The organism is Candidatus Flexicrinis affinis (assembly GCA_016716525.1).
GTDB classification, from domain to species: Bacteria; Chloroflexota; Anaerolineae; order Aggregatilineales; family Phototrophicaceae; genus Flexicrinis; species Flexicrinis affinis.
In genome coordinates this window covers 1-23,266 of the sequence record JADJWE010000001.1, presented here as the reverse complement: position 1 = coordinate 23,266, position 23,266 = coordinate 1, and the positions used below count along the sequence as shown (strand labels likewise).

Here is a 23,266-nt window from a genome sequence, read left to right as displayed (position 1 = left end):
GCAGGCTTACGCCGCCTCGCTCACCGGCTGATCGCTCTACGATCAGAGGTCCGACATCAGGATACCGGGGTAGTATCATTCTCATCCTTTAACAGCGCCAATCGTAAGCCCGCTGAGGAAATAGCGCTGTAGGGACAGAAAGACGCCGATAAGCGGCAAAATCACCAGAATACTACCCGCCATCATGACACCCCACGGAGAACCCTCCGCCGCGATGAACTCGGACTGCAACAATCCGAGGGCGACGTTCAAGGTCCACATTTCTTTCTGCTTCAACACGATCAACGGCCACAGGAAGCCGTCCCATGCTCCCACAAAGCTAAAGATGGCAACGGTAGCGATGGCTGGCTTGCTCAATGGGAGAATAATACGCCACCAAATGCCGATCTCCGAAGCACCATCGATTCGTGCTGCTTCTTCAAGCTCGGATGGAATCGTGCTGATGTATTGACGCATCAAGAAGATGTTGGTGACGCTTACGCAGAACGGAATGATTATGCCGACGAAACTATTGATCCAGCCCAGATTCAGAATCACCTGAAACAACGGGACCATGAGTACCGCTCCCGGTATGGTGAGCGTAGCAAGCAGGATGTTGAAGATGATGTCGCGGCCCCAAAATCGTTTCTTTGCAAACGCATACCCGGCTAACGAGCAGATGACCACGCTCAATCCTGTGACACTAGCGGCAATGAACAGTGTGTTCAGGAAGTAGCGGACGAAGTCAAACCGTCGGAATGCCGTCTCGAAGTTCTCCGTGGTGATTGGATCTGGAATCCAACGCATGGGAACAGCCAACACTTGTTCTGGAGTCTTGAAGGCAGTGACGAGCATCCAGAAGAATGGGAACGACGCTACTACTGCGCCAAAGATGAGCAGGGCATAGACGACACGCTTTTGCGAATTGCTGCCCCGCTTGTCGCGTGCGATTGCAGGCCCCATGGCAGAATCTCCCAGCATTAACTTGTTGAACTACATGCGAACCGCGCTTAGGGTGCATCCCCCATGCAACATCCCATGCTCTAGAAAGACACATCGCGGAAGTATCGTCGCTGGACAATCGTGAGAACGAGAATAAATCCAAAGAGCAAGTAGCTGATCGCCGAAGCGAATCCATATAGACCGTTACGGAACGCCATGTTGTAGATATAGAAAGCAATGGTCAGCGTGTGATTAGCGGGGCCGCCCCCCGTCATAACGAAGATTGGGGTGAACACTTGGAGCGAGCTGATGGTCAGCAGCAGCATTACCACGAGCGTGACCGGACGGAGCAGAGGCCAAGTGACAAACCGGAACCGTCCCCAAGCACTTGCGCCGTCGATCTCAGCAGACTCATAGAGATCGCGAGGGATCGACTGAAGCCCAGCAAGGAAAATAAGCATGGTCGTACCCATCCCCTTCCAGATGGTGAGCAGGACGACCATCGGCATCGCGAGGTTGGGATTTCCTAGCCAGTCTTGTGGCGCTATTCCCACCAGACCAATGACATTGTTCAGAAGTCCTCGTTCGCCAGCCCAATAAATCCATTTCCAGAGCAGCGATACGGCCACATCGGACGAAATCACCGGTAAATAGAACAACACTCGAAACCATGCGCGACCCCGGATTTCTTGATTCAATAATATGGCGACGAACAGCGATGCGAATAGCGTGCCGGGCACGTTGAGGAGTGTGTACTTTAGGGTATTGGAGATGGCTGTCTGGACGTTTGGCAGCTCCAAAAAGCGGATGTAGTTGTCGAGGCCTACGAACTCCGAGTCTCCGATCAGCTGCCAGTCATAGAAGCTCATCTGAAACGCGTACGCAGCGGGATAGATCAGGAACGCCCCTAATAAGATCAGGGCAGGGGCTACGAAAAGATAAGGCCAGAAATTGAACCGCATCTCATTCAGAAAGGCGTTCATTCTAGGCTGCAGGAACCTGCCAATCACAACGACTCGCGTCCTTCTGGGCCTGCTTCTTGGAACAAACCAAACTTATCGGCCACGACTCTCAGCTTCGAGCCAGATGCGTGAGGGGGTAAGGTGGGAGAAGGCGGACAGTGTTCGTTACAGCGCCTGCCGCGCCTCCTCCTCAGTTCAGATCACAGAGATGTCCTACCGGCTGAGCAGCAAGTTTCCACTGCTTTCCATGTCTTGAAGCGCCTCGGCTGGGCCGATCTCACCGATGAACGCGCGAGAGAGCTCCGCTTGCACCACCTCGTTATGGACGATGCTCCACTCGCGCGCAATATCCATCACGATCGGCGAATACCCATAACTCAAGCCCTCGACGAAAGGAATGTATTCCGGGTGTTCTTGAAACCATTCATCCTCGACAGCCGACTGACGCGTGGGAATGCGGAAGGCAAATCCGGTGGAAACGAGCTTGACCTGATTCTCGACCTCGGTGAGGAAGTCAATTAGACGCCAAGCTGCGTCTGGATTCTGGGAGGTCCGCGGCACTGTCAGCATGCCCGCTCCGGCGGTCGTCGCAGGTGTCACACTGTAAGGGAGGGGCGCTACACCGACTTCGATGTCTGGTGCTTCATTGTTGATGCCGGCCACAGCCCAAGGGCCTAACACATACATCGCTACGCGTTCCTGAACGAAGAGCGTATTGGCCTCGCCACCACCAGTGGTAGTCGTTTCGGGGGGAGCCACGTCCTTCAACCTGATGTAGAACTCGAGCGCCTCCAGTGCTTCGGGGGAGTTCAAGGCAACGGACCAGTCGTCACCTTCCTGCAGCGCGAGAGTGCCACCATTCTGCCGCACGAAGTTGTACCAGCTCCAAGCCATGTCGTGACCCTGCTTGCCGACCAACCCATAGCCATACTGCTCGCCATCAGTCAGCTGCTCGGCATAGGAATACAGTTCATCCCACGTCGTGGGCGGAGCATCCGGATCCAACCCAGCCTCCTCAAACATGGCCTTGTTGTAAATCAGAGCCATGCTGTGCGCGATCCACGGGATGCCATATTGCCGGCCATCGAACGTGCCGAAATCCCAGACCGACTCATAGAAGTCCCCGCGCTTAGATTCATCCCATTCTGCGACAAAGTCGGACAAATCGAAGAACGCGTCCTGCGGCGCAAACAGTACCACTCCGTCTTCACCGAACATCACGACGTCGGCCGCGCTGCCGCTGATAACCTCCGTAACGAAAACCTCGTTGTTGACACCTGTGTCCCTGATTTCGACCACGATGTCCGGATTGGCCGCCATGAAATCGTCGATCAGTGCCTTGACGACCTTGCCGCGATCCGAATCAAGCGACCATGGCTGCTGGAACGTGATCGTGGCTTGATCCTGAGAGAAACCGACACTCCTGATGGCCAAAACCAAAAGGAGAACCAAAGTAGAGAGAAACGTAGAGCGCCTTGCTTTCATGGGTACTTCCCCCTTCGAGATATTCGATCTTTTGCGATGTCAGGATCGGTCAATCAATTTCCCGTATACAGCACCTCCCTTTCCGCGTTAGAGCGACTAATCGATGCCACACGAAGTGTGTTTCGCTCACATTGAGCCGAACTCGCGTCCAGCGGTATGTCACTTACTCGATTCCGGTACTGGACCCTCGAACAACTAACTCGGGTTCCAATAGCACAAGGTCCTCTGCCACAAACTCCTTATGAATGAGCCGGAGCAATCGTTCGACCGATAGCTGCCCCACTTGTTGAATCGGTTGTCGCACCGTCGTCAACGATGGACTCAGAAACTGCGCCATGGGGACATCATCGAAGCCCGTCACAGCGATGTCGTGCCCGACGGACAGACCACGCTGGGTCACTTCTTTCATGGCTCCGATCGCCATCAGATCCGACAAGGCGACGATCGCTGTGGGTCGGAGTGCGGCAGGCAGTTCGAGAAGCTGTGCCGTGGCTTCCCGTGCCGCTTGGACTGAATGGCTGCTGCGAATGATCCATCTGTCATTGACTGCAAGATCACGGTGTTGCATTGCCTGTAAGTAGCCCTCAAGGCGATTCGTCCCCGAGATAGAGGTTTCGGGCCAAGCCAATATGGCGATTTTGGTATGACCAAGCTCAGTCAGATGTTCGGTGGCAAGGCGAATCCCAGCAGTGCCATCCACATCAACCGCTGAGAATTTCCAGTCCGGGTTGGCCCGTCCAAAGGCAACGAATGGGAAATTGATCTTCTGGAAGTATTGAATGCGCTGATCGTCGAAGTTTGTGCTCGACAGTATGAATCCGTCGACGCGGTTGGTGTCGACCAGCTCTTGATAGACCTTTATGTGTCGCGTGTCGGAGGTTATGGGGTATGGAAGGATGTAGTAACCTGCCTGTCTGGCAGTCTCAACAACCACTTGCAGGAAACGGTCGAGAATCGGATTAAGCTGATCGGGCGGCGCAGGCCGCCACGACAGCCCGAGTGTGTGACTCTGCTGAGAACGAAGACTGCGCGCGATGATGTTAGGCCTGTACGCCATTTCGCGGGCGACCCGCCAAATTCGCTGCTCGGTCTCGCCCGAAACGTGTCCTTTGCCGTTGAGCACCTTCGAAACGGTCTCAGGACGCACACCAACTTCTCTAGCAATATCCTTCAGGGTAATTCTGTCGCCCATACTCTTCCACGATTCGAAACTAGGGGCCTAAGGGAACTTCTGCTCGCCGAAGACCGAATGTTGGGCCAATGAATACGCTCCGATCACAACGCGAACGCCAATCGTCTGTACGCTGACTCAGTGGGCCTGCACAACTAGATTGACCTGTTAAGTACTACGCCGAGACTATTGGCCCTGCCTAACCGTTGCACACTTTCTGGAGGCCATTGACAGCTTAGGCAATCGTTGGCGCCAACGATTGCCTAAGCTTATCGTGCTCGTCTGCCGTTGGCAAGTTTTGGGTAAAATGCTCCGGTGATCTGGACACAAACCGAGCTGTTGATAGTTACGCTCAGGGGCGAAAGGTACGTGAGAAGCAGACGGGGATTCACGATTGAGTTCAAGCGTCGGGATAAGTCTCAAGCATTGAGCCGGCGGGACCGATTACACACGCGTGCTGCGAGAATAGAATGTTGGTGCAGACGGTGTAGAAAGCTGAACTACTTTGACGACTTGATTGACTAACAGGTTGATGGTATGGATGAGGCGGCGACCTAAATTTCGTGAGTCGTTATGGGGCGTACAGCCCTGTAGCAAAGTGTTGTCAGACCCTTAAAACTCGAAATCGAACGTGTCCACTGGATCGCGGGGTTCCCGCCCGGCGTGCGTATCGTGCATGTGCCAGTCTGTTTCTTCCTTGATCACCGGCTGCGCGCCGCGCATGAATGCGGAGATGTCGTGAAAACCGAGCGGCTCCCATTCACCGGATAGCCCTTCGAGCTTCGCCACCGCCGGCGCGAGATCGGGGCCTTCCATGATCCCCGGCACCAGAAAGCTGCGAAACTCGGCCTCGAACTTCCGTGAGGCGTCTTCATCCGCGAAGTGACCGACTTCCAGCCGGCGCGCTTCGGTCGGATAGACCGTGTCGTCCATGCCGTGCTCTTCAAGATACGTCCCGAAGTCCGGCGGCAGCTGCGGGAACTCGATCAGCACCAACGCGGTGCCGAGCGGCTCGCCCTCCGGCGTCTCGACCGGCCGGTGGTGCATCTGCCAGTAATGCCGCTCCGGTTCGGGCTGATCGTTCTCGGCCCGGTCGATCAGTTCCTGCCATAAGTCGCGCACAGGCACATCCAATGGGCGTTCACGGCCGGCCAATTCCGCCTCGCGCTGCGTTGTGAAGCGATCAGGCGGGCCGTCGAAGAACAGCCGCCCGTCCTCGCGTTCCGGGTCGAGCTCGCCATGGCCGACCGACCATGCTTCGGCTTGCCGCATCGAGGCTTCCAAGCCATCCCTGTGGTGAATGTGTTCGAGGTCGTCACGGTCCATCGCGGCGACTTCCTGCTCGTGCTCGCGCTCGAATTCGAACGACTCCAGCGAGAAGCTCTCGACGGTCAGTCCGCTGTTCTGGAGCGCGCCGTCTTGGCCGATCCACCACTTGTTCGCGATCAGATCCAGCGTGTACGGATCAGTACTGACGAGGTCGAACGAGTAATTGACGACCGGATCGATTGGCTCCAGCAGCCGGGTGTCGGTGCCAGCCATGGCGTCGTGAAACCGCTGGGTCGGATCCGCCTGCGGGTCGCTTGTGAACTGATCAGCCGGACCGGCACTGAACAGGAATGCGCGATCCGCATCAATCTGGCCGCTGGCCTCGGCGATGTGTTTTGCCAGATCCATGGCGGCCTGCAATCCTTCGGTTTCCGCCAGGACGTTGAGTTCACGCGCCACGACCGCCGCTTCGTCGCTCATGCCGAAGGTGTCGAGCGTCTGCCGTGCTTCACGCGTGTCGCCGTGCTCAGGCCAGCGCTTGACGGCCTGCAGCGCCGGCTCGCCATCTTCCGAGATACCTGTGGAAAAGTGGTAATCCACCTCGATTGAAGGTTCAGGCGCATCCAGCGACCGGATCGCCGCGTAGGCGGCATACTCCGCCGGTCCGGCGGCTCGCCACACCGGAGTCTGTTGGCCGTGCTGCTGTGCCCGCTGATCCAGATAATCCGTAAGTTGGAACGGCAGCAGCATGCGCTCGTCGACTTCCGCTTGCAGGTCACGATACACGTGCGCCGCGCGGTCGATGCTGTCGAATGCCGCCAGCTCCAGATAGCTGCCGCCGAGGTCGCCGGTATTGGCGTTGGCGTACAGATCGACCGCGCCGACGGCGTACTCGGACCGGCCGGCGTTCTCCCGCTCGAAGACGATCAGGGTCGCGTCGTGCCAGTGCCAGCCCGCGTCCACGTCAAACGAGGCTGCTTTGTCCTGAAGCGGCGGAGTCATCGCGCTCACAGCAGCACCTCCTTGCTGGCGTTCAGACGTTCACCGTAGCGCGACGAGAACACGCTCAGGACTTCCGCGCGGGTTGCCTCACCTGCCGCGACGCGCTCGATGTCCGCTGCCAGCTCCTCAGCGCAGGTCGTCCCGGTCAGGTCGTCGAAGTGTTCAACAAGGAGTCGGGTCAGCGACTGGCCAGCCTCCGTCAGAGTCAGCGAACCGTCGACGCTGGCCAGCAGGCCGGTCGCATGGAGGTGCGCGATCGCCGCGACCGCTTCGGTCGGCGGCATGCCAGTAGCGGCGAGCGCTTGGGCGAGCGTCGATTCGGTGTATGGCTGCACAGCACGCAGCGTCACCTGCCGCATATCGATGCGTTCCAGTTGCAGGGCAACGCCCTCCTTGAGGCGGGGCAGCCACGCATCGGCGGTTTCCTGCCCGCGGTCCTTGAGCACGCGCGTCCAGCCGTCGAAGAGCATCGTCCGCGAAGTCGCGCGCAGCTCGATCGGGTACTTCTTGTCGCGGGCCGGGCCGACACGGATGCGCGCCGCGGTGATGCTTTCCTGCGCCGGTGTCATGTGCGAGGCGACGAAATGCCGCCAGATCAGGCCGTAGATGGCCGCACCGTCGCCGTTGTCATCCTCCGGCACGCGGGCGATGTCAACCGGCGCGAGACCGACCGGCGCCGCGGACTCCGATGCGACGTAATCCTGACCGTATTCGCGTTGAATGTAGGCGAGCGCCGCCTCGTGCGTCCCTGCCTGCCGCTGAGCGTCCGGATGCGTGATCCATCCGGCCTCGTAAAGCGTCGCCAATACCGACAGCGCGCGCGCCGGCGTCAGACCGAGGTCACGGCTTGCCGTCTCGATCAACGCGCCGACCGTGAGGCTGGCCGGCGCCGGATGAGTCCGGGCGCCGCGGATCAGGCCTTCGACCCAGTACACCGCCGGATCGAGGATGCGCACAAGGTGGTCGGCCTGCGCTTCAGTCCGCAGCGCCAGCGGCGATCCCTTGGCGTTGAGGACTTTTGCCGTGAACGAGACCCCTTCCACGTTGAGCTGCGCGGACGCCATCCAGCAGCTTTGCGGCTTGTGGCTGGCGATCTGACGTTCGCGATCCTGCACCAGGCGCAGGGCGAGCAGGCTGGCATAGGACAGTGAGGGAGTTCCCTCGTCTGCACGCGATATCATCGCGTTCACGCCTGCGCTGATGAGCCGGCCAACGATCCGCCGTGTCAGTTCGGCCTCGATCAGGCGCAAATCGAGCGGCCTCGGCAGCCTGAAGGCGTCGCGCACGGCGTCCGGCGTTAGGGCAGCAAGCTCAACGCGGAAGACCGGCTTGTCTGCCGAATCGGCCACCAGCGCCAGCACGTGCCAGGCCATCAGTTCGCCGCCACGCCCGGGCGGAGTCGCCGCGTAGATGACGTCGGCCTGCCGCAGCAGCTTCTTCAACCGCACGACCAGCCCGCCTCTGCCCGGCACCGTGCTGAAATCCGGCGCAAAACCGTTATCGACGTCAACACCGGGTTTGCCGGCGCGGAAATCGCGCACGTGGCCGTGGCACGGTTCGACGCGCCAGCTGTCGCCGAGGATGGTGGACAGCGTCTTCGCCTGCGCGGGTGTCTCTACGATCACGAGTTTCATCGGTTACGTTCCTTTCGCAGCCAGCGGCGGATCGCCGCGCGTGTGTGCAGATGCCGCGCCAGTTGGCGGAGTCTTCGCCGGGCGCTGCGCCGCGAGGTGTGCGTCCAGCTCACGTCCACGCAAGACCAGCCAGACCGGCCACTCGCGGTAGGCGTGGTAGGCTTCCTCTTCCAACGCTTGAAACGGACTTTCTTCGGTTTTCTTCGGCATGGCGCGTCCTCCATCGGCGATCAGGTGGTCTGGAAGCGGGCGAGTTCCCCCGCCGTGGGACGGTTGTACAGGTACCAGAGGCCTTCGTCCTGAATGTCGAGCACGTAGTGGAAGCGCGGCAGGGCGGCGATGATGTCGCGGTGCTGCTGGTTGAGGTGCTGGAAGGCCGCGTCCTCGTGAAAGACGTTCATGCCCTGCCGCTGGCTGAACACGACCCGGATCGGGCAGTTCTCGAACACCAACCGCGCCTTGCCTTCGAGAAAGACGCTCATCTGCTGATCCACGCAGATCAGTTTCTTGCGACGGGTGCGGAAGGTCTTGGCCGCTTCGATCAGGAAGTCGAGCAGCGACGGGTGGCGCATCAGCCGGTAGACTTCATCCACCGCGATGATGCGCGGCTGCTCGTCGATGAGGCTGTCACGGCGGATGGCGCTCAGCACCTGCGTGTAGGCCAGCGCCTGCAAGATCGGGTCGCTTTCCAGATCGTGGAAGCTGAAGACGCGCGGACCGACGGACTGGCGGCCGCCGCGTGACAGGTCGATATTGGTCGCGCCGTTCAGAAAGCCCGCCCACGGTCCGCTGCCGGTACACAGCCCGGCGATCTCGTCCGCCAGATCCTTGGCAATCAGTCTGGTTGACTCCTTGTCGCCGAGACCGGACAGCACGTCGCACACGGCGTCACAGGTCGGCGCCAGGTCAGGCGTCACCTGGCTCAGGTCGCGGAAGCCGCGGTACAGCAGCTCCAGCGCCTCGCCGAGCAGGCCGCGCTCGAGGTTCTGCCGCTGCGAGCCGGACAATGAACGCCCCAACACCGTCTCGTAAATGCGCGTGACGTGGCTGACCTGCTCGATCAGCGTCGGGAACATCACGTCCTGCGGGTTGAGCCGCGTCGCTTTGGCGCTCATCACCGTCCACGGCAGGCCGAACGCGTCGGCGATGTGCCGCGCATGCCCCATCGGTTCCAGCAGGTCGAACGGGATGCCGTTCTCGGCGTACTCCCGCGTCAGGTAGCAGTTCAGCCCGAAGGTCTTGCCGAAACCGGGTACGCCAACCCACACTTCGTGCGTAGCGCGCTTGTCCCGCCACGCGTTGTGAAAGACCGGATAGGCCGCGCCGACCGCCTCGCCGCGCAGCACGCCGTCGGTGGTCGACAGCTTGCGGTAGCCAAGCGGCGAGAGCATCACCGCCAGCTCGCGCGAGGTGACCGGCCATGTCGTCGTCGGCACGTTGATTTCCTTCGTGGGCCTGGTGGTGAAGAACCCGACCGAGCGCGCCAGCAGCTCGCCTGCTTCCTGCCGCAGCGAGAACCACGCCCGCGTCTCGTTGATCACGGTCTGCACGCGCTCGCGCAGCGCCTTGAGGGTGTCGGCGGCGACCGCAATGGTGATCTGGACCAGATGCAGCGCGTCGCCGTTGTTGATCTCCTGCAGCGCGCGCCGGCAGTCGGCGATGCGCTGAACCGACCGGCTGTCCTCGCCGCTGATGCCCGCCAGATGCACCTGATAGGCCTGAATGATGCCTTCCAGCGCGTCGATCGCGGCGTTGCGGTCGTAGGTCCTGCCGATGTCGATCGCCAGCGCCAGCGGAACGTTCAGGCGCAGCAGCGGCGGCAGCGGCCGGAAGAAGTTCCACGTCGCCGGCGCGAACTCGTAGCTCGTCAGGATCGCCCACAGCGGACGCCCGCCGGGACGCCCGGCCGGCGCCAGATGTCCGAATGCGCCATCGCGGATCTCGTAGCGCCCGGTGAACAGTGCCGGCCACGCCGCTTCCGCGACCGGCGTATCGAAGGCCGACGCCATACCGCCAGCCAGCGCGCGCGGATTCTCCTCGCTCCACAGCGCCATGCCGCACAACGCCCGCTGATAGTCGGCGCTGTCGTTGAGGCGCTCGAAATGACGGCGGTATTCCATCAGCAGAAGTCGGCGCTGCGCGTCGTCCACGTCTTGCGAAAGCCGGCTCAGGCGGTTGATCTTGTCGTCGAGCGTGGCCGGCATCTGCCAGCAGACGAAGCGTGCCGGCTCGCGCAGGGTGCGCAGCCACGTCGAGAAGCGCGCCTGAAGCGCATTGACGCCGTCTTCCGTGGCGTGCAGCATGATGTCGAACGGCTCGACGAGGAAGGTGCGCGCCGGGTTCATCGACTGAGATCCCCGGTCATCGGCGCGTCGACGAACAGCAGCCCGTCGTCGCGGTCGGCCTCGGCGGCGCGGGCGAACGTCACCCACTCGCGCATGTCGATCTCGGTGTCGGGACGCGCCGGCGCGAAGATCGCCGCCGCATCCAGCCGGACCAGATCGACCGGCAGATCCAGCGCCAGCGCGAGGCGGCCGAACACGCTTTGCGTGTCGCGAGCTGCGGCCAGCAGCAGCGATCCGCGCACGCGGTACATCAGGCGCTGCCAGAGCGGGATGCCGCCGCGCGTGCCGGTCATGACGACCGTGACCACGGCGACGCCGACGCCTGCGACCAACGCCAGATCGGGCAGGGCGAGGTTGAACAGCGTGTAGGTCAGTCCGCCGCCGACGCCAGCCAGCAGCAGGCGCTTGAACGGCACGCCCATGAAGCCCTTTTCGTCGCGCAGCAGCACGTGCGACTTGAAACTCGCGGCCATCGCCTGTGTCCTCTCGGATTGGGGACGACTAGGCGAAGGTGATGAGCGCGGTGACGCTGGAGGCGAAGACGACGAACAGCAGGCCGATGACGACCTGATTGGCCGCCTTCGGGTTGTCGCGCTTCCAGTCCCCGATGATTGGCCAGCTCGAGCCCATGTACATCAGGCCGAGGCCGAGAAAGCCGATGACGGCGGCGATTGGCGCGATGAGCTGCGCGATGTCCTGCAAATCGGCAAACAACTGTTGAATGGCATCGGAAAGGTTCACGCGAGACACTCCCCACTCATGATTGAACGGCTGTCTCTCAGCCTATCTGAGCGGGCGCGTGGGACGTGGCGAGGATTACAGTTTCAGGTTGGCAATCGTGACAAGCGGTCTCACATGTTCTTGTAGGCGGTGTTCTGTTGAGCCATCACGAAATGTTGGAGATCAAGGAGCGAGTGGCGGAAGTGCTTCAGGGGCGCTTCGTTTTTGCTTAGCAGGGGGTTCATTTCTATACTAAATGGATAGCAGATGAACGGACGGGCCGCGCGTGGATGTTACGCGGCCCGCAGGAGGACGCCATGACGACCCCGGAGGCGCTGTTCGCGCAAGGCAAGCAGCAGTTTGAGGCGCGCGAGAACGAAGCCGCCGTCAAGACGTTCGAGCAGCTTGTCGCCGCTGCGCCAAGTATGTCGCTGTACCGTGCGTGGTACGCGCGTTCGCTGGCCCGCGCGAAGGACACCGACCGCGCGTTGGCCGAAGCCGAGAAGGCGCTAGCGCAAGACAGCCAATGCGCGATGGCGTACCATGCACGGGGCCATGCGCGCGCCAACAAGCAAGACTACGACGGGGCGATCGCTGACTTCAGCGAGGCCATTCGCCTTGATCCTACGGTTGCCGCGGCCTACTACAACCGGGGGGTAGCGCGCGACGACAAGCAAGACTACGACGGGGCAATCGCCGACTACAACGAGGCCATCCGCGTCGACCCGGCGTATGCCGCGGCCTACAACAACCGGGGGGTAGCGCGCGACGACAAGCAAGACTACGACGGGGCAATCGCCGACTACAACGAGGCCATCCGCGTCGACCCGAAGTATGCCGCGGCCTACAACAACCGGGGAAATGCGCGCAAAGCCAAAGGCGATCTCGACGGGGCGATCGCCGACTACAACGAGGCCATCCGCCTCGACCCGAAGGATGCTTTGGCCTACAACAACCGGGGGAATGCGCGCAAAGCCAAAGGCGATCTCGACGGGGCGATCGCCGACTACAACGAAGCCATCCGCCTCGACCCGAAGTTTGCCTTGGCCTACAACAACCGGGGGCTTGCGCGCTACGAAAAGAAAGACTACGACGGGGCGATCGCCGACTACAACGAGGCCATCCGGCTCGACCCGAAGTATGCCTTGGCCTACAACAATCGGGGGAATGCGCGCAGAGCCAAAGGCGATCTCGACGGGGCAATCGCCGACTACAACGAGGCCATCCGCCTCGACCCGAAGTATGCCGCGGCCTACAACAATCGGGGGAATGCGCGCTACGCCAAGCAAGACTACAACGGGGCGATCGGCGACTACAACGAGGCCATCCGCCTCGACCCGAAGTATGCCGCGGCCTACCACAATCGGGGGCTTGCGCGCTACGAAAAGAAAGACTACGACGGGGCAATCGCCGACTACAACGAGGCCATCCGCCTCGACCCGAAGTATGCCGCGGCCTACAACAATCGGGGGCTTGCGCGCAAAGCCAAAGGCGACAACGACGGGGCGATCGCCGACTACAACGAAGCCATCCGCCTCGACCCGAAGTTTGCCTTGGCCTACAATAACCGGGAGAACGCACGCAAAGCCAAAGGCGACTACGATGGGGCGATCGCCGATTACACAGAAGTAATACGAACGAACCCCAATGTGCCTTGGGTTTACCGCAATCGAGCGAGCATGCGTTACGACAAGAAAGACTATAAGGGGGCGATTGCTGACTTGACAGAGGCTATCCGCCTTGATCCAACGGATACCTCAGCCTACAATCTCCGCGGAAGCGCACGTTATGACCTCCGCGACTACGACGGGGCAATTGCGGATCATTCCGTTGCGATTAGGCTTAATCCGAAGGACATGCGTGCATACTTACTTCGCGGCTGTGCTTATGACGAAAAGAAGCAGTTCAATAAGGCTTTCCTGGATTTGGCCGCAGCAGTGCGGCTAAATCCAAATGACGCAGGATATCGCGAAATCCTTGCTTCCGTGTCACACGCTGGCGTGTCCCGTTATCGTATGTGGTGCGACACAGCGGGCAGGCACCTCGATACGTCCCTTCTATCGCAATTTGACCGATCAGGTGAGCAGTATGTCGACAGCCATCTCTGCGGTTTCTTGTGGGCACGCGATGAAATGGATAGACGGCGGCCTGACGGATCAGCTTACCGCGCGCGGACAGGACGTCATGGCACGGGGTACATCTGTGTGACCGATCAGGCGCTATATATCACCACCTTCGGCACACTCACGCGTAAGTTCCCTACATATTCGACAGGTGGCGCACTTGGGATGTTTGCCGGGTTCGTTACTCGCGACATGGATCAGGTCAAGCCGGAGTACACCGACCAGCACTGGCGCGTACCGTGGGATTCGATCGATGGGATTCAGCCGTCTACTGACCCGCGCAAGGGGGAGTCATACGTGCGGATCCTCTCAGGGCCAAACTGGGAGTTACGCCCTCTCATAGAAGAAGATTTTGATGCGATCGTGACGTTACTTAACCGTGGACGCGCTGGCACATTGATTACCAAGATTGAGCCGCCCGCATCGCCGTCAGCCCCGGCCCCCGCGCAACCTCCGCCGCCGGCACAGGTGCAGACTCCGTCAGAAGATATCTTCGAGAAGATCAAGAAACTCGACGACTTGCGGCAGTTGGGCATTATCTCCGACGCGGAGTTCGAGGCGAAGAAGAAGGACCTGCTCGACCGGCTGTAGAGGTACGCCTGACCCACTACACGGTACGGGGGCGCTGCCGCGGGTTGGCCCTTTATAGAAAGATATGATTGAGTGAGCCTTTCGATCAGTTATTCTGCGTCAGTTGAATCGCCCACTGATAACGCCCGATCTGAAGCGTCCCATACGGCTCGCCGGACCACAGCCATACTAACTCCACGTCCGCCGCTTGACCGGGCAGCAGTGTAAACGACGCCATCCCCTCCGCCGGCGATCTTGGCCCCGGCGGATTCTCGACATAGCCGAGCGCCAGCCAGATATCATCCGGCGTGATCGGGATCGGCGACGATCCCCCGTTGTACAGGCGAAACCGTGTCGTAAGCCGCCCGCTCTGTGTCGTCACGCGGATGATCTGGACGTCCAACCGGGAGAACGCATCCGGCGCAGGCGTTGCGGTCGGCTGCGATATCGGTAGCAGGTCTGCGACGATTGACGGCGCGGCAGCGCCAATTAACTCGCCTGTGCGGCCTAATTCCTGCTCCGGTGGATAGTGGGCCGTGACCAGCGTGCGCGCCGCGGTCGGGAGTCCTTGCTCGTCCGTCTCGCCGATCAGCAGCAGCACCAGTCCGGGGCTCACCTGTCGGAAGATGTCGGTCTCGCTGCGCCGCACCGCGCGCTTGTCATCAAACTCGAAGGTCAAGATCGCGCCGGTGTTCATCGTGAGCTGGAAGCGCGTGCCGCCGCCGATCTGATCGAAATACGCGGCGTTCTCGTCCGACCACGGGATGCCGATCACGGGCCGTACCGACATACCGCTGACAGACGACGCGGTATCCGGGTTGTCGTCGTAGCGCCACTCGGACGCCTGCACGCGACGGCGCTGCACCACCCACAACCGCGGCGCGGAGTCGTCAGGCAGGATCACCTGCAAACTGACCGGGTAGGCGACTTCGCGGCCGCCGTCGCTGCCTTGAATCACGTCGTCCTGCGACTCAAGCGCCAGCGGTGTCGGCGTCGGGCTGATCGCAGGCGTCGGCGTCAACGTCTCCGTCGGCGGCATGTCCGCGACGACGGACGGCGATCCACCGCCGAGCCGCGAGACCAGCATCACGACGAACAGCAGCGCCGCCAGCCCGATGCCCAGAACGACCGCGCGTGACGGTTTGCCGGATGCGGCGTTCGCCTCGTCTTCCGGTGCATCCAACACGACGTTCTGCCGGGCGGCGTCCTGCACGCGCCCCGGTGTCCTCGCCCAACGCGAACCAATCGGGATCAGCGCCGACGTCGCGTAGCGCTGGAGCAGTTCCCCGGCTACTTTGCGCTCAAGCTGGTCCGATCCGACCGCGCCGGCCGTGCGAACCTCGCGCTCGTAGGCCGTCTTGTACGCGCGCTGGCGCTCGGTTGGCACCAGTTCCCACAGCGCCTGCAATTCGCTCAGGCTCAGCGTCTGGAGTTCGTCCACGGTGTGATAGCGCAGTTTCTCCATCAGCTGTTGCCTCCAACTGCGCGGTCACTGCCACCCTCAGCCGTCTCGCTAGGTGTCGTCACTGAGTACGCCGTTCCACCTTCCGGTGTCGGCGCGGTCACGGTCCCGTCAACTCGCGGCGAGACCGTCTGCGGCGGGACGTTGACCAGCCCGTGCGCGGTCAGCGTGTCGGGCAGCAGCCGCGCGGTGACCTCCAGCCGCGTCACCTCACGCTCGGCCTCGTCTCGCGACGCGCCGGCGCTCACGATCTGCTGGATCAACTGCGACCGCGACTCGTCTGTCAAGCGGCGATCCGGCGTCTGGTTGATCTCCCGTGCAACGCGCTCGGTCTGCTGCGGCGAGAGGCCGAGCCGCGCGGCCTGATCGATGAACACGCCGAAACGCGAGAGATCGTCGCGCACCGGCGGCCTGTCATCCGTCGGCTTCACGCCAAGCGCCTGCGCGATGGCCAGCCCGACGCTCAAGGTGTCGATGCCCAGCGCGCCGTGACCGCCTAACAGCCGCATCACGTCACCCATCACGCTGGCGATGTTGTCTCTGCCGGTGACTTGCAGCTGGCCGAGGCGTTCGGTCAGGTGCGTTTCCAGCTCTTCGCCGCGCATGTCATCGGCATAGGTCTGGCGCTCGACCGCCTCACGCGGCGGCTCGGCAGGCGTGAACATGCCGGTGCGGCGCGGCGATGGTGGTTCACCGGAACCCTCATCGCTCTGTGTCGATTTAGCGGCGCCGCTGCCTCCCGGTACGGTCCAGCTTGCCAGCGCTTCGCCGACCGCCGGCACCAGCATCGGCCGCGCGAGCATGCGGCCCCGCTCGTCATAAACAGCGTGGTCCGGATCGCGGTCGCTCAGCAGCCGTGCGCCGATCAGCGGCCCTGCGATGCGCCCGATGACCGGCAGGTTGTCGGCTACGCGCCGCGTGGCTGCGCCTTCGCTGAACTGCTCCGCCGCGCTGCCGAGCGCCGTGTTGCGCAAGCCCGGCAGGTGCGTCAGGGTCCGCGCCGCGCCGGTCAGGACGCTGCTTCCGCCGAGCATCAGGCCGGCCGCCTGTGCCGCCGTCGCCCCGCTGTGCAGCGCGCTCATGCCCGCCAGTGCGTTCGATCCGACACTGGCCGCCGCCGATGCCGTCCCCAGTGCAGCGCTCGCTGTGCCCGTCACTGCCGCCGATGTGACCATGCCAGGCGTCATGAACACCCGGCCGGTCGCCTGTCCCATGGCGTTGAACAGCCGGTTGAAGCTGTTCCAGACGGCTTTGACGCCTGACCACAACGTGATGGCGATGAACACCAGGCAGATCAGGCCGATGCCGATGATCCCGGTCGCGCTGCCGGTCGCCGCGCCGGCGAGGAAGAAGCCGATCACCAGCGCCTGAATCAAGGCGATGATCGCGGTCTGCACGATCAACTCGATCCACTGGTTGATCATGTTATGGGCGATGCTTTCGGTACGTTTGAAGAAAGCGAACAGGATCGCCAATCCGAACGAGACAAAGGTGATGCCCATCGCGATCGTGATCAGCAGATGCACGATCTGCTCGACCAGCGCGAACAGCAGCAGCGGCCATGCGCTCAAGGCGCGCTGCTGCGACGATCCCGCCATCGACACTGCCGTGGCACGTACTGCACCGTCGACGCCGTCCCACGTAATCGGCGCGATGGTGTAGTCGAAGTAGCCACCGTCGAGGTTCCAGTCCATCGGCACGACCGACGTCCCGCCAGCGCCTGCCCAGGTCGACGGATTCGGGTTCTGGTAGTAAATGCCACAGCCTGGCGAGTAGACCGGCTGTGGATAGCCCATGACGTCCTGAGCGTGACCGCGCAGATACGCCATCGCGATGTCCAGCCCATCGATCGGTCCCGGCCCGGTCGCGCCAGGCAGATAGACGTCGAACTGATCGCACAGAACGCCCAACCCAAGGTCGTTGGAGTTGACCTGAGCCAGTGACGAGAAATCGCCGGCGTTGGCACCCATCCCGTTGAGCACGCTCACGTACATCACCTGACCGATGTTCAGCCGGAAGTCGTTGAGGCCCCGATAGAAACTTGGCCCGATGCTGAAGAACAAGGCGCCGGCGACATACCAGATCAAGGCGCTGCGTGGACTGACCACATCCAGCCGGATGAACGAAGCCAGCATGTAGGTGATGCCGAGGACCAGCATCGCGGCGATGAATACATAGCCGACCGCCACGCCGAGGCTTCCGTTGGTCTGCGCGATGACCGGCGCAAATACGTGATCAATCAACCACTGGTTGACCAGTTTCACCGTGTAGCCCGCCATAATCAGGGCTTCTTGCAGGTTCCAGTGAATCCCGGCGATCAGCACGATGATGCTGTACATCAACTCGTCGAGCATGCGCGCGAAATCAGGCATCGTGTGTCCCTCTAGTCGGCGACATCGCCGCTGCAAAACGGGTTGATGGCATTGATCCAGGTGATCCGGTTCGCGCCGCCATCCAGCGAGTACGTGAGCTGGTGCAGACTCCCGGCAGGCCCGAACGCGGCCAGCCGGTAGATCCGCGAGCTGCCCGGCTGGAGTGCGGCGTAGTCCTCGTTCCAGTAGCCGGCGGCCTGCATCGCCGCCTGTGAGGTCGGCCACGTCCCAGTCAACGGTCCGCTGAAGGTGTCGACCCGTGTGATCGTCATCAGCGCGACCGGGACCGTTTCGTACACCACGCTGCCAAGATTGGCGATCTCAAGCTGCCACGTGTACAGGCTGCGCGGCTCGCCGCTGATCGGCTCGGCAGGCGTCGATTCCACGTTGAGCAAACGGAAGCGCAGCCGCAGCGGTGCGCCGGACTGCCCGACGAACACCGCATCGCCGACATGGAAGTCCTGTGGCGGTGTGATCACGTAGGGCGTCGGCGGCAGTGGAAGCAGGGTTGGCAGCGGCAGCGGCGTGCCGGGGAGTGGGGTCGGCTGTGGGATGACCGCTGTCGGCACGGGAGTCGGGCAGACGTAATACGGCGTCTGCAGGACCGCCGTCCCGCAGGCCAAGATCGCAGATACGACGGCCAGTGCCGCGGTCAGTAAACGCAGCATGCGCGACATTCGCATTCCTGCCTATGGAATCAGCCCCGGCTGGTTGCCGGGTGTGAGCAAATGCGTGAAGCGAAGGTTTCCGCCACGCCGGCCGTTCGGGACCGACCACACTTTGCCGAAATACGGCACCACGACCCGTACCGGTGTTTCGGCTACAAGTTGTATCTGCGCGTAGCCGCTGACATCCGTGAACGCCTGCGCGATCACCCGATTGGTGCCGGTTTCGACCACGCGCACAGGGATACCCGACACGCCTTCAGCGGGATCGACGGCGCGGTTGCCGTTCTCGTCGTAGGCGATGACGACGGAGACGATCATCTGCGCAGGCGGCATGGGCGTTGTGATCGGCAGGACGACCGGCGGCGCGGACACCAGTTCGATGCGCGCAACGTCGCGCGGCTCGTCGGTCGGTGGTGGCATCAGTGGCGGCGCGCCGATGATCGTGTTGAGGCCAGCGCGATACACCTGTACCGCGTCCAGCGCGACCGCGGAGCCTTCGCTGTCCGGATTGCGCTCGCCGGCGCTGCGTAGGGTTAGAACGTGCGCCCCCCTGCCGAGGCTGTACACCGGTGAGCCGGGAAACGCGAGCTCGGGCGAATAGGCGTCGACCGTATCGATGACCGTTCCGTCGACAATCACATCGAACACGCCCATATTGCGCGCCGCAACATAACGGATCCGCAGGCCCTCGCCATCGAACACCAGGCTGACGGCGCTGTCCGGTTCGTCTGCGCGGTGATACTGACCGCGGCTGGCGCCGGCCTGCTGTCGCCGTTCCCACGGCGTGCTGTAGCGTATGGCCGGATGATCCGACTCGTAGCTGATCCATCCGGTGTAAGGCGGCGCCTGATCGGTTGCGTCCGGCAGGGGCTCGAATGGCTGCGGCGGTGCTGGCAGCAGGATCGTCCCCGCTGGAAGTCCCGTGACCGTCGGTGGGACGAACACACCGGGCATGACCGCATGGACTTCCAGCACACGTGTCGAGAGCGTCGGTGTTGTCGTTGCGGTGGACGTCGCGGTCTGCGTTGGCGTCGCGGTCGCCGTCCATGTCGCTGACGGCATCGGTGTTCGAGTTGCGGTGGCGGTCTGCGTAGGCGTCGGGGTCGGCGTCAGCGACGGCAGCACCATCAGCGTGGGCAGCGGTTCGTTGGCTTTGGCATGTCGCTCAACGACAAAGAAAGCAACTACGCCCCATGCCATCAGGCATACAGCCGTCAACACCAGTAATCGCCGCATGTTCGCCTCCGCCGAGCTTCCTGCATCTCAGCGTAGCAACCGCGGCGATCTCAATCTGACGAGAATTACAGTCTTGCGTTGGCGATTTTGCCAACGTGACGTGACGACGTCAGTTGGACGGGAACGCGAAGCCTTCCTGAATGGCCATACTGATCAGGTGCTCGTTGGTCTGAACGCCGAAGCGCCGGCGCAGCTTCTGGCGCACCCAATAAATGCGCCGCAGCGGCACGTCCATCTGCCGGGCGATGTCGCTGACATGCAAACCTTGTGCGAGCAGTCGCAGCACAGCGCGGGCTTCCGCGTCGAGCTTCCAGTCGCGCAAGAGAATGAGGTCAGCACACCTCATCTCGAACGTGCGGAGCAGATTGCTGCCTTTTTCAGCTTTAGTGACTGGAGTGTCAGGACGTCCTTCTTATTGTATATCCGCAACGCCTCTCTGCCCTGAAGCCAAAATCAGTCGTCAACGCCAATTGTTGGCCACCACTGACCTGGATTGATCAACATGCCGCATAAGGGAGGATCAGAGAGAAAGCCGACTATATCAGGGCCTCGTCCCCATGTGAGTTGCCCTAGATCGTTCGGAACGGCAGAATCTAGGCATTCGAACACAACACTGTCTGATTCAAACCTAAAAGTGACCTCGTCCACTCGCTGGAGACGTAATCCCCTATCAACAAACTTTGGGGATATCGCGATGTTGTCAAAGAAACCGCGGGCAGCCACCGATGGGTATATGACGCCGTGGTTCTTCTCGATAAAGATGTCATAGACCGTTGCTGTAAACGGGTAGTCTTGTTCGTCCTGCGACACGAAGTATTCCGCCAATAAGCTATTGATATGCATGTTGCGAGCGGTAAGCTCTTGAACTACTTGGGGGGTAGCCCAAAATGGTGGTTCTCTGTTCGCTCCAAGACGCTCAAAGGCAGATGTTGTGAGACCGCAGTAGTTGACGAAAAGCCATTGCCGAGGACGTGTGGTCCATCTCGAAATATATAGCCGCTGTCCATCAGTGGCTCGAAGTTCATATGGAATTGCCGATTGAGTGAACGATCCGTAGAAGACAGGCTCACCCTGCCTATTGCACCTGCCTGCTAACGCTACAACCTTGGCTTGCGGTGGATAGCTTATTTCGGAAATCGTGAATGGCTTGTCTATGCGCCCACGGAAAACTGTGGCTACCCCACCGTCGCCCATCATGGGTGGACCGGCCAGTGCAACACTGGCTTGGAAGTAACCGTCGAGTAATCGTAGTAGTCGGCTCTTTGTCTCGCTGGCAGGAAGCGTGCGCGATGCGACTGCAAGCCCTTTCAGTGCCGCCCCTACATCATCTACAGTTGTCATGTAGGCCAATGCTCCAATTCACGCGCTCACCCCACTAAGCGCATAGTTCATGGGCTCTTGTTCGCCCGCACAGACTGCAGCCATCTCGAGGCAATGTTGCGTACGAAACTCTCTGCCTCGTCTCGCGACATTGGATTGGTTGTCTTCGGAGGCTCGTTGGTCGCATGCCGAGCCCAATCTCCGCTGACGCTCGCATTATGCACGGCATCCTTGAATCTATTAAAGTCATCATTAGAAACGCCAAACTGCGTGTGGAAGGCATTGCGATTGGCCGGAAGTTCTTCGGTGAGCTCGTAAATCTTGTAAAGCGTCTCACCGCTAGGCTTCTCCTTCGATAAGAGCTCGAGCACCTTCGCAGCCCTTTCGCTGTAATACGCTGGCACTAGCTTGGCTCGCTGGTCTTCCAGCCGACTTTGGTATTCCTGCTCGGTACGGTCCTTTTCCCATTCTGCGAGGGCCTCATCCGATAGTCCGGCCGGCGGCGAGACCGTAAGGGTTGCCACTCCGATGGAAGCTTTGATTGTGGCAGACTGGGCTTCAATGAACGCATGGCGTTTGGGCGGAGTAGTTGAGTAGTCGATGACTGATCCTAAGGCAAATTCTGGATCAATCTGGGCAGGACCAGTGAACGCTGTTCTCAGCCGTTTTGCGATGTCGAAAGCCTCCGCAGGTGTATTGCAGCGATCAATCTCTGGTGACGTGAAGGCAGTGAACTCTACGCCAGCGACGAGCGTGAACTCCAGGTCCGCGAGCAAGTCGGCAAGGTTTCCTTGCGAAAGCGTTGTGTGCTGTATTTCAATCGCCCAGTTCATGGTCCCGTGCGCCCGTGTGTTTAACAGGAGTGTTGCGGTGCTTAACCTGTGCAAATGCGCAACTATTGCGGTATCTATAGCTATGTAGTGGCCTAATCACCATTATATGCTTAGACGGTCGTGCCTCCACAGATTTGGATACTTCTTGTTCGACACAAATCACGCATTCGCGCAGGGTTGGCGCCGCCATACCGGTGTGCGTGGCGGTCGTCGTCCATGTCGCTGACGGCGTCGGTGTTCGGGTTGCCGTGGCGGATTGAGTAGCTGTCGGGGTCGGCGTCAGCGATGGCAGCACCATTAGCGTTGGCAGCGGTTCGCTGCCCTTGGCGATTTTGCCAACGTGACGTGACGCTGTCAGTTGGACGGAAACGCGAAGCCTTCTTGAATGGCCATGCTGATCAGGTGCTCGTTAGTCTGGACTCCGAAGCGCCGGCGCAGCTTCTGGCGCACCCAATAGATGCGCCGCAGCGGTACGTCCATTTGACGGGCGATATCGCTGACATGCAAACCTTGTGCGAGCAGTCGCAGCACAGCGCGGGCTTCCGCGTCGAGCTTCCAGTCGCGCAGCGGGGACTGCATCGCGATCAGGTACTCGGCGTTCGCGGTCGGCGAGAGGTATGGCCACCCACGCAGTGCCATATCGACGGCCATGGGCAGACAAGCATTCAGATCGTCGCCGACCATCAGGTAGCCTTTCGCCCCGGCCGCGAGCAGGTCGCGGATCAACAATCCGTCGCTCAGTGTTCCCATGACGATGATGTGCGTACGCGGCACAGTGGTTCGCAGCTGCTCGACCAGCGCCAGCGTGTCGATGAGCGGGTCAAAGCGATCCCCCAAGAGGATGACGTTGGGCTGTACTGTTTTGGCTTTCGCGATCAGATCGCTGCCGTTTTCGGCCCTGCTGAGGGTTGTTTGCGCTCGCCGCAGGAGAACGGTTTCCGCGCCGATGACGCTCAGGCTGTTACTGTCTGCGACCAGGATTCGCGCTGACATCGTTCTACCCTCGACTGATAGGCTGTCCTCTCAGCATATCGCAGGTCATTCCGCGCGCGATGTCACGCTGTGACATTCCGGGCACAAAGATTTGCATCGATATGAAAATCACGAGACTATAGACTAAGCGTGATGAGCACCGACGAATATGGCAAATACCCTGAGGCTATTCAGGAGCAG

General features: G+C 61.1%; 19 protein-coding genes. 1 reads left to right on the top strand and 18 read right to left on the bottom strand.

Annotated features, from left to right (window positions below):
- Positions 1-81: 81 nt before the first annotated feature.
- The 10 genes from IPM16_00095 to IPM16_00050 all read right to left on the bottom strand — a co-directional run bounded on the left by IPM16_00095 (position 82) and on the right by IPM16_00050 (position 11,530).
- Entirely contained in the window at positions 82-942 is an 861-nt protein-coding gene (locus tag IPM16_00095) for a carbohydrate ABC transporter permease (protein ID MBK9121506.1), read from the bottom strand.
- An 80-nt stretch (positions 943-1,022) separates the two neighbouring features.
- Positions 1,023-1,904, bottom strand: coding sequence for a sugar ABC transporter permease (locus IPM16_00090; GenBank protein MBK9121505.1), 882 nt, complete (start codon positions 1,902-1,904; stop codon positions 1,023-1,025).
- 192 nt (positions 1,905-2,096) lie between these two features.
- Positions 2,097-3,368 (bottom strand): ABC transporter substrate-binding protein, encoded by a 1,272-nt coding sequence (locus IPM16_00085; protein ID MBK9121504.1) that lies wholly within the window; start codon positions 3,366-3,368, stop codon positions 2,097-2,099.
- A 163-nt stretch (positions 3,369-3,531) separates the two neighbouring features.
- Positions 3,532-4,560: a LacI family DNA-binding transcriptional regulator gene (locus IPM16_00080; GenBank protein MBK9121503.1), complete on the bottom strand. Its 1,029-nt coding sequence runs from the start codon at positions 4,558-4,560 to the stop codon at positions 3,532-3,534.
- 591 nt (positions 4,561-5,151) lie between these two features.
- Positions 5,152-6,819 carry a hypothetical protein gene (locus IPM16_00075; protein ID MBK9121502.1) on the bottom strand — a complete coding sequence of 556 codons (1,668 nt, stop codon included), beginning with the start codon at positions 6,817-6,819 and terminating at the stop codon, positions 5,152-5,154.
- On the bottom strand, positions 6,816-8,444 hold the full coding sequence (locus tag IPM16_00070) for a hypothetical protein (GenBank protein ID MBK9121501.1): 1,629 nt from the start codon (positions 8,442-8,444) through the stop codon (positions 6,816-6,818). The genes IPM16_00075 and IPM16_00070 overlap by 4 nt, the downstream gene beginning before the upstream one ends.
- A gap of 3 nt (positions 8,445-8,447) precedes the next feature.
- Positions 8,448-8,654 (bottom strand): hypothetical protein, encoded by a 207-nt coding sequence (locus IPM16_00065; protein MBK9121500.1) that lies wholly within the window; start codon positions 8,652-8,654, stop codon positions 8,448-8,450.
- 20 nt (positions 8,655-8,674) lie between these two features.
- Positions 8,675-10,789 (bottom strand): hypothetical protein, encoded by a 2,115-nt coding sequence (locus tag IPM16_00060; GenBank protein MBK9121499.1) that lies wholly within the window; start codon positions 10,787-10,789, stop codon positions 8,675-8,677.
- Complete coding sequence (locus IPM16_00055) at positions 10,786-11,262, bottom strand: hypothetical protein (protein MBK9121498.1); 477 nt, start codon at positions 11,260-11,262, stop codon at positions 10,786-10,788. The genes IPM16_00060 and IPM16_00055 overlap by 4 nt, the downstream gene beginning before the upstream one ends.
- Before the next feature lie 28 nt (positions 11,263-11,290).
- A complete protein-coding gene (locus IPM16_00050; GenBank protein ID MBK9121497.1) occupies positions 11,291-11,530 on the bottom strand; it encodes a hypothetical protein in 240 nt (79 codons plus the stop codon).
- A 296-nt stretch (positions 11,531-11,826) separates the two neighbouring features.
- Between IPM16_00050 and IPM16_00045 the strand changes: the two genes are divergently transcribed.
- Positions 11,827-14,223 (top strand): tetratricopeptide repeat protein, encoded by a 2,397-nt coding sequence (locus tag IPM16_00045; GenBank protein ID MBK9121496.1) that lies wholly within the window; start codon positions 11,827-11,829, stop codon positions 14,221-14,223.
- Positions 14,224-14,308: 85 nt separating this feature from the next.
- Here IPM16_00045 and IPM16_00040 read toward each other — a convergent pair whose 3' ends face one another.
- From IPM16_00040 to IPM16_00005, 8 genes are all read right to left on the bottom strand, one after another.
- Positions 14,309-15,667 (bottom strand): hypothetical protein, encoded by a 1,359-nt coding sequence (locus tag IPM16_00040; protein ID MBK9121495.1) that lies wholly within the window; start codon positions 15,665-15,667, stop codon positions 14,309-14,311.
- Positions 15,667-18,036 (bottom strand): hypothetical protein, encoded by a 2,370-nt coding sequence (locus IPM16_00035; GenBank protein ID MBK9121494.1) that lies wholly within the window; start codon positions 18,034-18,036, stop codon positions 15,667-15,669. The genes IPM16_00040 and IPM16_00035 overlap by 1 nt, the downstream gene beginning before the upstream one ends.
- Positions 18,037-18,047: 11 nt before the next feature.
- A complete protein-coding gene (locus IPM16_00030; GenBank protein ID MBK9121493.1) occupies positions 18,048-18,713 on the bottom strand; it encodes a hypothetical protein in 666 nt (221 codons plus the stop codon).
- Between the two features lie 12 nt (positions 18,714-18,725).
- Positions 18,726-19,940, bottom strand: coding sequence for a hypothetical protein (locus IPM16_00025; GenBank protein MBK9121492.1), 1,215 nt, complete (start codon positions 19,938-19,940; stop codon positions 18,726-18,728).
- Between the two features lie 109 nt (positions 19,941-20,049).
- Positions 20,050-20,262: a hypothetical protein gene (locus tag IPM16_00020; GenBank protein ID MBK9121491.1), complete on the bottom strand. Its 213-nt coding sequence runs from the start codon at positions 20,260-20,262 to the stop codon at positions 20,050-20,052.
- A gap of 131 nt (positions 20,263-20,393) precedes the next feature.
- Positions 20,394-21,281, bottom strand: coding sequence for an RES domain-containing protein (locus IPM16_00015; GenBank protein MBK9121490.1), 888 nt, complete (start codon positions 21,279-21,281; stop codon positions 20,394-20,396).
- A gap of 47 nt (positions 21,282-21,328) precedes the next feature.
- Positions 21,329-22,093, bottom strand: a complete 765-nt coding sequence (locus IPM16_00010; GenBank protein MBK9121489.1) for a hypothetical protein — start codon at positions 22,091-22,093, stop codon at positions 21,329-21,331.
- A gap of 354 nt (positions 22,094-22,447) precedes the next feature.
- A complete protein-coding gene (locus IPM16_00005) occupies positions 22,448-23,086 on the bottom strand; it encodes a response regulator transcription factor (protein ID MBK9121488.1) in 639 nt (212 codons plus the stop codon).
- Positions 23,087-23,266: the final 180 nt, after the last annotated feature.

Excerpts from the sequence above, each read along its gene's own strand:
- IPM16_00095 (MBK9121506.1), bottom strand. The coding sequence starts at position 942 with ATGGGGCCTGCAATCGCACGCGACAAGCGGGGCAGCAATTCGCAAAAG.
- IPM16_00090 (MBK9121505.1), bottom strand. The coding sequence starts at position 1,904 with ATGAACGCCTTTCTGAATGAGATGCGGTTCAATTTCTGGCCTTATCTT.
- IPM16_00085 (MBK9121504.1), bottom strand. The coding sequence starts at position 3,368 with ATGAAAGCAAGGCGCTCTACGTTTCTCTCTACTTTGGTTCTCCTTTTG.
- IPM16_00080 (MBK9121503.1), bottom strand. The coding sequence starts at position 4,560 with ATGGGCGACAGAATTACCCTGAAGGATATTGCTAGAGAAGTTGGTGTG.
- IPM16_00070 (MBK9121501.1), bottom strand. The coding sequence starts at position 8,444 with ATGAAACTCGTGATCGTAGAGACACCCGCGCAGGCGAAGACGCTGTCC.
- IPM16_00065 (MBK9121500.1), bottom strand. The coding sequence starts at position 8,654 with ATGCCGAAGAAAACCGAAGAAAGTCCGTTTCAAGCGTTGGAAGAGGAA.
- IPM16_00060 (MBK9121499.1), bottom strand. The coding sequence starts at position 10,789 with ATGAACCCGGCGCGCACCTTCCTCGTCGAGCCGTTCGACATCATGCTG.
- IPM16_00055 (MBK9121498.1), bottom strand. The coding sequence starts at position 11,262 with ATGGCCGCGAGTTTCAAGTCGCACGTGCTGCTGCGCGACGAAAAGGGC.
- IPM16_00045 (MBK9121496.1), top strand. The coding sequence starts at position 11,827 with ATGACGACCCCGGAGGCGCTGTTCGCGCAAGGCAAGCAGCAGTTTGAG.
- IPM16_00040 (MBK9121495.1), bottom strand. The coding sequence starts at position 15,667 with ATGGAGAAACTGCGCTATCACACCGTGGACGAACTCCAGACGCTGAGC.
- IPM16_00035 (MBK9121494.1), bottom strand. The coding sequence starts at position 18,036 with ATGCCTGATTTCGCGCGCATGCTCGACGAGTTGATGTACAGCATCATC.
- IPM16_00030 (MBK9121493.1), bottom strand. The coding sequence starts at position 18,713 with ATGTCGCGCATGCTGCGTTTACTGACCGCGGCACTGGCCGTCGTATCT.
- IPM16_00025 (MBK9121492.1), bottom strand. The coding sequence starts at position 19,940 with ATGCGGCGATTACTGGTGTTGACGGCTGTATGCCTGATGGCATGGGGC.
- IPM16_00015 (MBK9121490.1), bottom strand. The coding sequence starts at position 21,281 with ATGACAACTGTAGATGATGTAGGGGCGGCACTGAAAGGGCTTGCAGTC.
- IPM16_00010 (MBK9121489.1), bottom strand. The coding sequence starts at position 22,093 with ATGAACTGGGCGATTGAAATACAGCACACAACGCTTTCGCAAGGAAAC.
- IPM16_00005 (MBK9121488.1), bottom strand. The coding sequence starts at position 23,086 with ATGTCAGCGCGAATCCTGGTCGCAGACAGTAACAGCCTGAGCGTCATC.